This is a genomic window from Parafrankia irregularis, assembly GCF_001536285.1.
Classification (GTDB): Bacteria; Actinomycetota; Actinomycetes; order Frankiales; family Frankiaceae; genus Parafrankia; species Parafrankia irregularis.
Map to the genome: position 1 here is coordinate 99,192 of NZ_FAOZ01000023.1, position 12,624 is coordinate 111,815.

A 12,624-nucleotide genomic window follows, 5' to 3' on the forward strand; every position below is an offset into this window, starting at 1 on the left:
CCAGGCTCGCCCGCGATGCGCCGATGCCCGACTTCCGGCTGCCCGGCACCGCGCGGGTGCGGCATTCGCCTGCGCGGCGCAGGCAGGCTGGGGCGTAGAGGTAAGTGGAGGGGCGTACGTGACGACAGCGACGGAATTCCCTAATGTGAACGGGATGGATCGTCTGGTTTGGATCGACTGCGAGATGACCGGCCTCGACGCCGGTTCCGACCTGCTACTCGAAGTTGCCTGCCTGGTAACCGACAGCGAGCTGAACGTCCTGGATGAGGGCATCGACCTCGTCCTCGGCGCGCCGGACGCAGCGCTCGACCAGATGCTCCCCGTAGTGAAGGAGATGCACGAGGCCTCGGGGCTCACGACCGCGGTACGAGCCTCCGAGCTCAAGGTCGACGAGGCCGAGAAGCAGCTCCTCGCCTACATCCGCCGCTTCGTGCCGGACTCACGCAAGGCGCCGCTGTGCGGCAACTCGATCGCGACCGACCGCACCTTCATCGCGCGCTATCTCCCCCAGCTGGACGAGTTCCTCCACTACCGCATGATCGACGTCTCCTCGATCAAGGAGCTCGCGCGGCGCTGGTACCCGCGGGCCTACTACGCGGCACCGGTGAAGGCCGGCGGTCACCGCGCGCTCGCCGACATCCAGGAGAGCATCGAGGAGCTGCGGTACTACCGGGAGATCCTTTTCGTACCCCAGCCCGGCCCGACGACCGAGGCCGCCCGCGCCGCAGCCGCCGCGATCCGCGCCAGCTGACCTCCCGGGGGCACCGGAGGTCAGGTCGCACAAGCTACAAGGTCGAACGAGCACAGCTCGCCCGGGCGCAGCTCGGCCGATCAACGCTGATCGGCATTTTTTCCGTTCGAACGCCACCCCGGGCGTCACGGTGGCGTGTTCAACCGGTACGATGGCCCAGCCCGGTTGAGGTCGGGTCCGGTTGATACCGGCATGGTGGGTGTAGCTCAGTTGGCAGAGCACCGGGTTGTGGTCCCGGGTGTCGCGGGTTCAAATCCCGTCACTCACCCCATGGCTCCAGCCGTTCTACCTGGCCCTTTTGGCTAGGTAGGGCCGGTTGGGCGGCACGAAACACGGTCATCGGGTTGCGCGCCCTATCCGCGCCCAGGAAATGGGCTCGTTGGAGAGCGTCGGGCAGCCCGCCTCAGCAGGCACCCGCCGGCCCCAGCCGGGTACCTCGGCCGCGGTCATCACCCCGGCAGGTTCACGATCCCGCGCAGACGCCGCCGGGACCGTGTACACCACGGTCCCGGCGGCCTGACGGCCGAGGCGTCACCTGGTCGTCATCCGACCGTCCCGAGCCGGGATCGACTCGCTATATGATCACACTGGTGGGATGAGGCCGATGTGCCGGCCTTTGCCTGCGCAGTGGCGGCAGGGCTCCAGATGCGGAGCAGTTCCGCCCTGGTCCGCGGCACGAAGCTCGAACACCGCCCGCCCACCGCGGCAGGTCAGACAGATCTGGTTGATAACGTTCACCCGCTCCGGGCTGGTATGCGCCCCGGACGGCTGCTCCGCTGTCGTCACCGATGTACCCACCTCCCCGGTCAGGACCAACCGTGGACCGCATCCTCCGGCCGGTCAGCGTGCGGCGCCTCGCCCGCCCGGTGCTCTCGCCACCGGCTGGACGCGCGCCAGGTGCTGTACCGGCCCTGGCCGCCGGCCCCACAAGGACCGGACTCGCTCACCTCCCGACCATCCGTCACCGCCGGAACAGCGGACTGCCTGGTCGCCCGATGACGCTAGCCAACGTCGACATCGTATGGGCCGGAATGCAGCAAAGAGCCGCACTCCCTCACCGGCCGCGCACCGACCGGCCATTTCCGGACACCCGATAGCCTGTCCGCGCCCACCCGACGACACGGCGGTGACCGGACGTCCCGGCCCAACCGGCGCGGTGCGGCCGCGCCGTACCCGGTTCACCAGCGGCACTCCCGGCCGCCGTTCCGACGCTTCCTACCTGGGCCTCTTTCCCGGCCCGGCGCGGACAACGCCATTCCCAGCCGCCCGCTCCTCGATTTCCCGGCAGCAATTCCCCCGGCGGCGCAGCCTCCAAGGGGAACCCGGAAAATCACCGACGGCCGCCAAACGGCCTTATCCCACCGGACCTTCCGCGCGAGGCCATCGAGACATGGATCTCACCGTCAGGAGGCTCCAGCGTGTGGTGACGCCGCACAACCACCTGACGCCGTCCGCACCGTCCACGCCGTGACATCCGTGCCGGGGAATCCGCGTGGTGACGGCCAGCCCGCGTCCTCACCCACCAGGCACCCGCCCGTCGTCTCCGCGCCGGCCACCCCTCGGGCCCGGCGACGCCCCCTGCCCGGGGCGCCCTCAGCACCGAGGCTCGGGACCTCGGTGCCCCCGGCACCCCGACACCTCGCGCGAACGGCGGGGCCGTGTGGACGCCGCGCCTGCGCGAACGCACCGGGCCTGTTTATTCGATATCGAACAGGCCCTGGCGGACGGCGTACATCACTGCTTCCATCCTCGAATGGAGCTGAAGTTTGTCGAGAATATTCCGGACGTGATTCTTCACCGTATTCTCGCTGATGAACAGCTTGCGCGCGATCTCACGGTTCGCGCGCCCTTCCGCCACCAGCTTGAGGACCTCCAGCTCACGCGCGGTCAGGTGGGGCGCGTGTGCCCGGGGCCGGTCCTCACCTCCGCCACGGGCCATCGTGGCGAACTCGACCATCAGCTTCGAGGCCATGGACGGGCTGATCAGGCTCTGCCCGCTGTGGACGGCGCGCACCGCGTCCGCCACCTCGTGCGGGGGAATCGACTTCAGCAGGTAGCCGACCGCCCCGGCCTTGATGGCCTCGAACAGGTCGGACTCCTCGTCCGACACGGTGAGCATCACGACCCGCACCCGCGGCACCGATCGCTTGATCGCGCCAGCGGCGGCAATGCCGTCACGACCCGGCATCCGGACGTCCATCAGGACGATGTCCGGCGCGGTGCCGGACGCGAGCACGAGCGCCTCCTGCCCGTCGGCGGCTCGCCCCACCACCGAGATGTCGTCCTCGGTGTCCAGGACGACCTGCAGGCCCTGAAGAAAGAGCTCGTGATCGTCCACGACAAGGACCCGTATCGGCGCCCCGTTACGGGTCGGGTCGGCATCAGCGGCCGACGGCGGCACCACACTGGCCGTCATCACACATCCGGAAATCGGGTTCGATTATTCTGCCTCGCGGCTTCGCCGCCGCGAACGAATGCCGTTTCGGACACCCGCCCACTCTACGTGATGCACCACACACCCGAGGTCGCAGGCACGCGGAAGTCACCTCTCACTCTCGCGGCCTTAACATATCCGACATAGACGGAAGAGTACGCGCATTCAGATCAACTGCCGCCTTCTCGGCGGTTTTCGCGCACGTCCCAGCGCCGCCCAGACCCCTGCATCAGCCCCACCAGCGGCACCGCGCCTGCCCACCACACACCCCACCACCTGCATCGATGTCGGATCGGACCGGGTCGACGGCACAGGCGTCGGCTCTCGCCGCCGGCCACGCCAGGAACTGGAACACCATTCACCTCGATGCATACCAGAACCAGGCAACCAGGCCGAGCAACCCGCACGTCCACGTAACGGCGACTTCATAGCCAGTTATCCAGGTCAACTGGATGCACTGGATAACACCAGGTGCAAGACGGCATTGAAGTCTGTTTGGTGGCGCGACGATCCGATCAGAGAGACCCTCGGCAGATGGACGCCTCAGCCAGCACGCCACCGACCCGCCTGCGCCTCAAGCAGGGCACCGCCTGGGCCGATGCCTACGGACGTGCCCGCCAGGTCGCCCCCGAAGCATTCGACGAGGACCGCCTGCTCAATCTCTGGGGCGGCAGGTGGCACCGAAGTGGTAGCCCGTTGCACAGCCTTTCACCCATCGACGGCTCCCCCATCGCCGGGCCACCGATGATGGACCCGGACGAGGCCCGCGAAGCCATCCGCGCCACCCTCGACGACCACAAGGAATGGCGCGACGTCCCCCTCGCCGACCGCCGGGCCCGGGTCACCGCCGCCGTCGAGGCCATGGAGGAACACCGCGACCTGCTCGCGCTACTGCTCGTCTGGGAGATCGGCAAGCCCTGGCGCCTCGCCCGCACCGACGTCGACCGCGCCCTCGACGGGGTCCGCTGGTACATCGACGAGATCGAGCCCATGACCGCCGGCCGCACCCCCCTGCCCGGCCCGGTCAGCAACATCGCCAGCTGGAACTACCCGATGAGCGTGCTCATGCACGCCATGCTGGTCCAGATGCTGGCCGGCAACGCCGCGATCGCCAAGACACCGACCGACGGCGGCGCCGCCTGCCTGACGCTCGCCGCCGCCCTCGCCCGGCGCGCCGGCCTGCCGATCTCCCTGGTCTCCGGCTCGGGCTCACGGCTGTCGTCCGCACTGGTACGCGCGCCGGAGATCGGCTGCCTGGCCTTCGTCGGCGGCCGTTCCGCCGGCGGCCAGGTCGCCGCCGCCCTCGTCGACACCGGCAAGCGGCACTTCCTGGAGCAGGAAGGCCTCAACGCCTGGGGCATCTGGGACTTCTCCCAGTGGGACCTGCTGGCCGCCCACCTGCGCAAGGGCTTCGAGTACGGCAAGCAGCGCTGCACCGCCTACCCTCGCTACGTCGTGCAGCGCCAGCTCTTCGACCGCTTCCTGGAGATGTACCTGCCGGTGGTCTCCTCGGTGCGGTTCGGGCACCCGCTCGCCGTCGAGAACGACTCCGACCCGCTGCCCGACCTCGACTACGGCCCGGTGATCACCGCCGAGAAGGCCGCGGAACTCGCCGGCAAGGTCGACGAGGCGATCACCAAGGGCGGCGTGCCGCTGTACCGCGGCGACCTCGCCGACGGACGCTTCCTGCCCGACCAGGACCGCGCCGCCTACGTCCCGCCCGTGGCCATCCTCAACCCGCCACCCGCCGCAGCGCTGCACCACGCCGAACCGTTCGGCCCGATCGACACCATCGTCATCGTCGACTCCGAGGCGGAACTGCTGGCCGCCATGAACGCCTCCAACGGCGCCCTCGTCGCCTCACTCGCCTGCGACGACGAGACCACCGCACGGCGGCTGTCCGGCGAGCTCTCCGCGTTCAAGGTCGGAGTCAACAAGCCCCGCTCCCGCGGCGACCGCGCCGAGCCGTTCGGCGGCCGCGGCGCATCCTGGAAGGGCGCGTTCGTCGGCGGCGAGCACCTCGTCCACGCCGTCACCGTCGGCGCCGACCCGAACGAACGCCTCTACGGCAACTTCCCCTCCTACTCCCTGTACCCGGAGACGTAAGCCCACGGTGTAGGGACTTGCCGGTCACCTGCCGACACGCTGGTCCGTTCCTGGGCCGCTTCAGCGGCGAGCCGGGCTCCGAGGACCACGTCGACAGCCTTCCGGGTGTCGTCCTCGGAGTCCGGCCAAAGGTGACCGTACGGCCGCCGTGCTCACCGCTGATGGCCCCGAGCCTCCCCCGGCTCGCGGGGCGGGGCGCCCCCCAAGGACGCTGTGGGGGCCTGCGCTGGAGCTGCTGAAACCGCGGTCCTGGCCGCCCGACCCTGCGATGAAGCGTGGTCCTGCCGAGCTCGACGCAGTTTCAGGTCTGCGGCAGACTTCGCGGACGCGTCTGCCACCGAAGCTCCCTGCCCCGGTCAGCGAGGATGTCTCCCATTGATGGGCCAGTCCGCCGGCATTGGGATGCCGTCCGGGAGCGTTGTCCCGCTGTCCCCGCGAGCCTCGCGAACCTGCTCGGTTGTCAGGTTGAAGGATCGATCGAGATTTGCCTCGGAAAGATTGGCGTCGGTGAGAATCGCGTCTTTCAGGTCGGCGGCTAAGCCCGCTCTCCAGAGATGCGCACCTGTGAGATCGGCTCCCGTCATGTCGCCGTTAAAGCTCGACATCGAGAGGTCGGCTCGGATGAGGATGGCGCGGGTCAGGTTCGTACCGTCGAACTGGACTCCGGCGAGTTGCGCCCCAGCCAGGGTCGCACCGTCTAGCAAAGCTGCTGCGAATTGCGGATACCCATCCGCTCGGCCACTGCCGCGGATACCTGCCAGGTTCATGCCGGACATGCGAGCCTCCGACAAGTCGGCGTGGCCGAGGTCGACCCCTTCGAGGCTTGCGCTGACGGGGAACTGCAGGCCAGCGAGACTGGCCGGTCCGGTGAGGTCAGCACCCATGAGGTCTGCGCGGGGCACGCCATCGAGTACGGGGAGGCGGGCGAGGACTTGGACGGCGGCGCGGATGTCGGCTGCCGGGCGGACCGGTGGGGTGGTGCCGTCCTCCCCCGCAGGCGGCGCCTTACGGAGCTCAGGGTCGATGCTGCGGTTGCGGACGAACGCCGACAGGACCTCGACGACGGTCGGTTGATCGGCTGGAGAGTCTTGCGCCAGCCGTTCCAGCGCGTAGATCCCGCCAAGGCGGATGTTGACCGCGTCCGAGCCGAGTTGGGTGATCGCGGCGGTGTACCGGCTGGAACGTTGTTCTGCCATCTCCCGCTCGTGCGTTAGCGCATCACGCCGCCGTGTCTGCTCGTTGGCCTTGCGGGTCTCGATGACAGTAAGCATGACCCCGCCGAAGGCAACCGCCGCTGCAATCACTCCGAGGATGCCGGCGCGGGTGACGGCGATGGCCTGCGCTCGGCCGTCCTCCGTCGGAGTCGATGCGTACAACGCCGGGGCCTGTATCCACAGCCAGACGAGGAAAGCCGCGCCGACGCCCCCTAGGACGATCAGGGGCCAGCGACGCAGACTCCGCCGTCCAACGTTGTCGGTCATGAGCAATGTTGTACGCCACGACCGAATCGCATCGAAGTCTGCCCCGCGCCGCGCACGGTTCGCCTGGTTCGGATGCCCGGTAGGTGGATTACCGGGCGCACTGCCGGCCGCGGCGGCGGCGAGCGGACCGAGGTGATCAATGGCGCCGGCCCCCTGCCCAATTCGGCGGCTCACCTGGTCTCCAGTTCTCGTCGTAGTTGGAGTGGTCGCGGAACAGCGCAGCCTGCGTCCGCAGGGCGTATTCGAGCCCGTCCGCGAAACCGGCGGCGCCCGGATTGTCCGAACGCAGCTTGTCGGCGGCCTCCCACGAAGCGAGGAGCCGTGCAGTCCCCGGCATGCCTTCGTCGTCCGCTTGGCCGGGTGGAACGTCCAACTCGAGCCGGTAGCCGACTTCGCGCATGCGGGCGTCAACAAAGTTGATCAGAGCGCGGCGGTAGTTCGAGGCAGTTTGGGCATCGTTCGTCATAACGCCCGTTCGTCTTTTCCCCTCTGGGGTGCTGGGTACCCGGCGGTTGACGGCGCCCGCCTCGATCAGTGCGGCGAACTCTTCGGCGTTGTGCGCCCCGTGGACGTCCCGGGCGTGTTCTGCCAGCGCCTCCTCAGCGTCGCGGGCTCGGGCGAGTAGGGAATTCCGCGGCGCGGAGGCGTGGAACTCTTCCACCGTCTGGAGCAGCTCGCCTAGGAGGATCTTGCCCCCCGCCCGGCTCGGTTTGAGGGCACCAACGACCGGCCCCGGCAGGTAGCGGGCGCCGCACAGAAGGCAGAGATGGATGACGGTGTTGGCGGGCCAGACCTGCTGCTGGCCTGGGGTGAGCCAGACGCCGCGCGGTTCGCCGCTCACAGCCGTCCATCTGTCTCTCCACTGCGGGTGCTGGGTGTCGTCGTCCCGGACACTCCAGGGCGTGGCCAGGGTGCGCGCCGCGTCCTCCACTACGAGCGGGACGGGCATCTTGCCTGTGGCTTCGTTCCATCTGGCGATCAGCGCCAGGTGGGCGTCCACCACGTCCGCGTGGGCAAGGACCCAGTCTCCGCTGTGGCGGGCGACGATCTGGGAGCGGGACCGATACTTCTGGAAGGAGCCGGGCCAATGCGTCTGGAAGTAGCGAGGCCGAATCTCCTCACGGTCCTCATCGTTGCGATCGCGGACGAACGCGACCAGTTCGTCAAGATCAATCATTCGTCTCACCATCCCAGCCGGGTCCGTGCCCCCTCCAGTTAGTGGTATTTCCAGCTCCACTCCGGTCCAGCCCCACCGGGTACGGACGTAACGCTCGACAAGATCGAGGGCACGTTCCAGCCAGAGCACGGTGCACACGATGGCTGCGGCGCCAGTTGGCCCCACCATGAGGCACCTGGACCGGAACCTCCACGATGCATGCACTTGTCAGCCCCCAGGTTGGGCCAGATCAACTGGCTAAGGGATCACTGCAGGCTGACCTCGATCTCGGGAGCGAACCAGCGTGACCCAACTGCCCTGGAGCGAGCTGCCGCGCTCGGTCCGCGACGAGGTGGAACGACGAGTGGGGCGCGTCACCGCGTCCCACCCCGCCACCGGCGGACGATCGAACATCACGACCACGCTGCACACCCCGCACGGGCCGGTGTTCATCAAAGGTGCCCGGGAGCGTCCGTTCGTCGGGTCACTGCGTAACGAGGCCGCGACCAACCCGTACGTGCGCGAGCTCGCGCCCGCGCTGCTGTGGAGTTTCGAGACCGACGGCTGGGTCATGCTCGGCTTCGAGCACGTGGACGGCCACCGCGCGGACTTCTCACCCGGATCGGCTGACCTGCCGCTGCTTCGTGAGGCGCTCACCCAGCTGGAAGGCCTGCCGCTGCCACCCCACGCCACCGCCCGGGTGGAACGGCACTACGACCACGAGCCGGCCATGAGCGGTGAAGCGCTGGTGCATTCCGATCTGAACCGGCACAACGTGCTCATCGCCCAGGGAAGGGCACACATCGTCGACTGGGCGTGGGCGTGCCGCGGTGCGCCCTGGGTCGACCTTGCCATGTGCGCCTTCGGTCTCATGGTCGCCGGCCACACCATCCAGGCCGCCGAGGACTGGTGCCGCCCCTCGCGGGTCTGGACCGACGGACCGCACCTCGATCGCTTCACCGCCGCCCATGCCCGGGTCTGGGCCCACGCCGTATCAGTCGACCCATCCGACTGGAAGCAGCGGGCCGCCGACATCGCGCAACGGTGGGCGAGCGCACATGGCATGGCACAGACTTCGATCCGTTCCAAGGAGGTCCCACCCTGATGGCTGCAGAGGAGTGGCGGGCCCACGCCCGCAACCTGGCTGACCAGGTGACCCATCCCGGCTCCCGCTGGTACGAGCAGATCGCGAACACCCCGCGGCATCTGCTCGTCCCGGCCTGGTGGGAGCGGGACGACGATGGGGCGCGGGTCCTGCGCCACGGTGACCTCGCGGGCGCCTACGCGGACCGGTCGCTGGTGACCCGCGTCGGGCCGCTGCACGCCGACCACGCCAGCAGCAGCGACCGGCCCGAGGGCTGTCCGACCTCGTCGTCGACCCTGCCGTCTCTGGTCGTGACCATGTACCGGTACGCGAACCTGACCCGCGGCCTGGCCATCTGCGATGTCGGCACCGGCTCCGGGTACGGGGCGGCACTGCTGGCCCGCCGCTACGGCGACCAGCACGTCACCAGCCTGGACGTCGACCCCTACCTCGTGTCCGCCGCCACGCGGCGCCTTGCCCGCCTCGACCTGTACCCCACCGTGGTGACCGCGGACGCGACCGCCCCGCTACCCGGCCAGTACGACCGGATCGTGTCCATGATGTCCGTCCCCAGCATCCCGCCGAGCTGGCTGGCCGCGCTGCGCCCCGGCGGCCGGCTCGTCACGACGATCCGCGGCACCTCGATGATCCTCACCGCCACCAGGACGGCTGACGGGGTGTTCGGGCGGATCGAGCGAGACCGGGCCGGCTTCATGAGCGTCCGCACCGGACCCGACTACCCACCCGAACACCCGGCCGGCTTCGACAGGATCGCCGACCTGGACGGCGAGGAGGTCACGGTCGGCCGGTACCCGGTGCTGAACGTGGCCGACGCCTGGGACCTGTCGACCGCGCTCACCCTGGCCGTCCCAGGTGTCCGGCACGACTACCGCGCCGAACCCGACGGCGGGCACACCGCGCTGTTGGCCCACCCCGACGGTTCGTGGGCACGGGCCACCGCCGTCGGGACCGACCCGCCGACGGTGCACCAGGGCGGGCCCCGCCGACTCTGGGATGCACTGGACGCCGCGCGGGACGACTGGCTCCGGCTCGGCTGGACACCATGGCTCGGCGCACGCGCGATGGTCCGCGACGACGGATCGATCAAGCTCCTGCGCGGAACCTGGCGGGCCACCATCCCCGCCGCACCAGGCTGGTAGTGGTCCGGCTGACCGTCAGCCGGCCGCGAGCGAGCGCAGCACGGTCGTCAGTGCGGCGGCACCGGCGTCGCAGTCGGCAGGTTCGGCGTGCTCGGCCGGCGAGTGCGAGACGCCGGTCGGGTTGCGCACGAACAGCATCGCGGCGCGGACGCCGTGCGCCGCCAGCACTCCGGCGTCGTGCCCGGCGCCGGTGCCGATGACGGGAGCCCCGCCGAGCAGCCCGGCGAGGTCGGCCGCCAGCGCCGGGTCGAACCGGGTGGTCGAGGTGAACGACTCCTCCACCGCCCGCGCTCCGAGGGTCCGCTCGATCATCGGGACCAGCCGGCGCACGGCCGCCTCGTCCGCGCCACGGCCGTCCAGCCAGCCGGTCGCCGCCGACGGGATCGCGTTCACCCCGTTCGGGACGACCCGGATCTTGCCCACGGTCGCGACGCACCCGAGCGTGGCGGCCGCCTCGCGAGCGGTGAGGATCAGCGACGCGAGCGCGAGAGCGGGGTCGTCGCGGTCGGCCAGCCGGGTGGTGCCGGCGTGGTTCGCCTCGCCGGTGAAGTCGAAGCGCCACCGCCCGTGCGGCCAGATCGAGGAGGCGACGGCGACCGCCGAACCTTCGTCGACGAGCCAGCGGCCCTGCTCGATGTGCAGCTCGACGAACGTGCCGACCCGGGCGAGGGTCTCGTCGTCGCGGCCCAGCGCACGCGGGTCCCGGCCGGCCGCGGTGAGCGCCTGCGCCAGCGTGATGCCATCGCCGTCGGTCAGCTCGAGGGCGCGGTCGGGTGACAGCGCACCGGTCAGCACCCGCGAGCCGGCGCAGGCCACGCCGAAGCGGGCGCCCTCCTCGTCGACGAAGTTCACGACACCGATCGCGCGTGCCGGGGTGAAGCCGTCGCGGCGCAGCGTGTCGACGGCCCGCAGCGCCGCGACCACGCCGAGTGGGCCGTCGAAGTTGCCGCCGCCCGGCACCGAGTCGAGGTGGGAGCCGGTGACGACACCGGGCCGCCCGGCCGCCAGGGATGCGTCCGGGTCCCCCCACCAGGCCCACTGGTTGCCGACCCGGTCCTCGGTGACGTCCAGCCCGACGGCCTCGGCGGCACCGCGGAACCACTCCCGCAGGGTGTGATCCTCGCGGGTCCAGGCGAAGCGCTGGTAGCCCCCGGTCGAGGCCCGCCCGACGCCGGCGATCTCGCCCAGCATGTTCTCGACCGCCGCCGCGCTCTCCATCGCGCTCTCCCCACTCATCGCATCCCGGCTCATCGCATCTCGCCGGCACCGACGTACGGGTACCGGCTGGTCAGCAGGTCGTCCTCGGCGAAACGCCCGAGCCGGAAGTCCGCCGCCGGGATGTCCGGGTCGCGGCTGTCGCCGTCGAGGATCAGGTCGGCCATCAGGGTGCCGACCGCCGGGCTGATCTTGAACCCGTGGCCGCTGAAACCGGCCGCCAGGAACAGGCCGGCCGGGCCGGCCGGCGCGACCGGCGCGATGACCGGGTTCCAGTCGGGGGTGATGTCGTAGCAGCCGGCGTAGGTGTGGGCGACCGAAGGCTCGGGGAACTTCGCGAAGCGGTGCAGCACCTTCTCTGCGGCCCGTTCCAGCCCGGCCTCGCTGGCCCGGTTGGAGTAGTCGTCCGGGTCGGCGAACTTCGGCCGGCTGTGGTCGCTGTTGCCGACCAGCAGCTCACCGGAGCCCTCGATCCGCGCGTACTGCAGGCTCACCAGGTCGGAGAGGACCGGAAGGTCGCGCAGCGGCACACCGGCGTCGACGACGAGCAGCTCCGAGCGCAGCGACTCGATGGGCAGCTCGACGCCGACGCCGGCCATCAGCGCACCCGACCACCAGCCCGCCGCCACGACGACGATGTCGGCCTCGACCTTCTCACCACCGGCCAGCTCGACACCCGTGACCGCGTCGCCGGCGGTCAGGACGCGGGTCACCGGCGTGCTCTGTCGGATGCGGGCGCCACCGTCACGGGCCTGGAAACCGAACTGGGTCGCCAGCTGTGAGGCATCCGCGTATCCGCCTCGTGGCTCGTAGGAGAACGCGGCCAGGTCGTCGAGGCGCAGGTACGGCCACAGCGCCCCGGCCCGGTCATGGTCGATCAGCTCGACGTCGATCCCGAGCGACTGGTGGGTCGTGGTGTTGGCCCGCAGCGGCTCCACGTTCTCGGGCCCGACGGCGACCATGTAACCGACCTGGCTGAACCCGATGGCCTCGCCGAGCTCCTCGAAGACCGGCAGGCTCCGCCAGGCCATCGCGGCGATCGAGGGCACACCGTAGTGGCAGCGCACGATGCCGCTCGACTTGCCGGTGCCGCCGCTGTTCAGCGTCGCCCGTTCGAGGATCAGCACGTCACCCACCCCGCGCGCGGTCAGGGCCCGGGCGATTGACAGACCGATCAGCCCACCGCCCACGATCACTACTCGTCTGCCTGACATGCCACCTCCTGATGCGTACGGGC

At 70.1% G+C, this 12,624-nt stretch carries 10 protein-coding genes and 1 tRNA gene; 5 read left to right on the plus strand and 6 right to left on the minus strand.

Going from position 1 to position 12,624, the window contains the following annotated elements; all coding sequences use genetic code 11:
- The first annotated feature begins 154 nt into the window (after positions 1-154).
- Positions 155-751 carry an oligoribonuclease gene (orn, locus tag AWX74_RS27120; protein WP_193209729.1) on the plus strand — a complete coding sequence of 199 codons (597 nt, stop codon included), beginning with the start codon at positions 155-157 and terminating at the stop codon, positions 749-751.
- A gap of 195 nt (positions 752-946) precedes the next feature.
- A tRNA-His gene (locus AWX74_RS27125) sits at positions 947-1,022 on the plus strand.
- Positions 1,023-1,333: 311 nt separating this feature from the next.
- Here the strand turns inward: AWX74_RS27125 and AWX74_RS27130 are convergent.
- Both AWX74_RS27130 and AWX74_RS27135 read right to left on the minus strand, forming a co-directional pair.
- A complete protein-coding gene (locus AWX74_RS27130; protein WP_076823669.1) occupies positions 1,334-1,537 on the minus strand; it encodes a hypothetical protein in 204 nt (67 codons plus the stop codon).
- Positions 1,538-2,447: 910 nt separating this feature from the next.
- Positions 2,448-3,167, minus strand: coding sequence for a response regulator (locus AWX74_RS27135; RefSeq protein WP_006543981.1), 720 nt, complete (start codon positions 3,165-3,167; stop codon positions 2,448-2,450).
- Positions 3,168-3,719: 552 nt separating this feature from the next.
- Here AWX74_RS27135 and AWX74_RS27140 point away from each other — a divergent pair.
- The gene (locus tag AWX74_RS27140; protein WP_091282788.1) at positions 3,720-5,291 is read left to right on the plus strand and encodes an aldehyde dehydrogenase family protein; all 1,572 of its coding nucleotides are present in this window, start codon (positions 3,720-3,722) and stop codon (positions 5,289-5,291) included.
- A 356-nt stretch (positions 5,292-5,647) separates the two neighbouring features.
- Here the strand turns inward: AWX74_RS27140 and AWX74_RS27145 are convergent, their stop codons facing one another.
- Together AWX74_RS27145 and AWX74_RS27150 are read right to left on the minus strand one after the other, a co-directional pair.
- Positions 5,648-6,946 (minus strand): pentapeptide repeat-containing protein, encoded by a 1,299-nt coding sequence (locus tag AWX74_RS27145; protein ID WP_242666439.1) that lies wholly within the window; start codon positions 6,944-6,946, stop codon positions 5,648-5,650.
- Positions 6,909-7,949: a hypothetical protein gene (locus tag AWX74_RS27150; protein WP_091282793.1), complete on the minus strand. Its 1,041-nt coding sequence runs from the start codon at positions 7,947-7,949 to the stop codon at positions 6,909-6,911. Before AWX74_RS27150 ends, AWX74_RS27145 begins: the two co-directional genes overlap by 38 nt.
- 283 nt (positions 7,950-8,232) lie before the next feature.
- Here AWX74_RS27150 and AWX74_RS27155 point away from each other — a divergent pair, with 283 nt between their 5' ends.
- Positions 8,233-9,033: a phosphotransferase family protein gene (locus AWX74_RS27155; protein ID WP_131799542.1), complete on the plus strand. Its 801-nt coding sequence runs from the start codon at positions 8,233-8,235 to the stop codon at positions 9,031-9,033.
- A complete protein-coding gene (locus tag AWX74_RS27160; protein WP_091282797.1) occupies positions 9,033-10,172 on the plus strand; it encodes a methyltransferase domain-containing protein in 1,140 nt (379 codons plus the stop codon). Before AWX74_RS27155 ends, AWX74_RS27160 begins: the two co-directional genes overlap by 1 nt.
- Before the next feature lie 15 nt (positions 10,173-10,187).
- On the opposite strand, the gene AWX74_RS27165 is transcribed toward AWX74_RS27160, so the two are convergent.
- Both AWX74_RS27165 and AWX74_RS27170 read right to left on the minus strand, forming a co-directional pair.
- Positions 10,188-11,408 (minus strand): allantoate amidohydrolase, encoded by a 1,221-nt coding sequence (locus AWX74_RS27165; protein WP_242666440.1) that lies wholly within the window; start codon positions 11,406-11,408, stop codon positions 10,188-10,190.
- A gap of 11 nt (positions 11,409-11,419) precedes the next feature.
- Positions 11,420-12,601: an NAD(P)/FAD-dependent oxidoreductase gene (locus AWX74_RS27170; protein WP_091282800.1), complete on the minus strand. Its 1,182-nt coding sequence runs from the start codon at positions 12,599-12,601 to the stop codon at positions 11,420-11,422.
- Positions 12,602-12,624: the final 23 nt, after the last annotated feature.

What these genes read in the sequence shown, in the direction of transcription:
- AWX74_RS27150 (WP_091282793.1), bottom strand. Translation starts at nt 7,949, where the DNA reads ATGATTGATCTTGACGAACTGGTCGCGTTCGTCCGCGATCGCAACGAT.
- AWX74_RS27135 (WP_006543981.1), bottom strand. Translation starts at nt 3,167, where the DNA reads ATGACGGCCAGTGTGGTGCCGCCGTCGGCCGCTGATGCCGACCCGACC.
- AWX74_RS27160 (WP_091282797.1), top strand. Translation starts at nt 9,033, where the DNA reads ATGGCTGCAGAGGAGTGGCGGGCCCACGCCCGCAACCTGGCTGACCAG.
- AWX74_RS27165 (WP_242666440.1), bottom strand. Translation starts at nt 11,408, where the DNA reads ATGAGTGGGGAGAGCGCGATGGAGAGCGCGGCGGCGGTCGAGAACATG.
- AWX74_RS27170 (WP_091282800.1), bottom strand. Translation starts at nt 12,601, where the DNA reads ATGTCAGGCAGACGAGTAGTGATCGTGGGCGGTGGGCTGATCGGTCTG.
- AWX74_RS27140 (WP_091282788.1), top strand. Translation starts at nt 3,720, where the DNA reads ATGGACGCCTCAGCCAGCACGCCACCGACCCGCCTGCGCCTCAAGCAG.
- orn (WP_193209729.1), top strand. Translation starts at nt 155, where the DNA reads ATGGATCGTCTGGTTTGGATCGACTGCGAGATGACCGGCCTCGACGCC.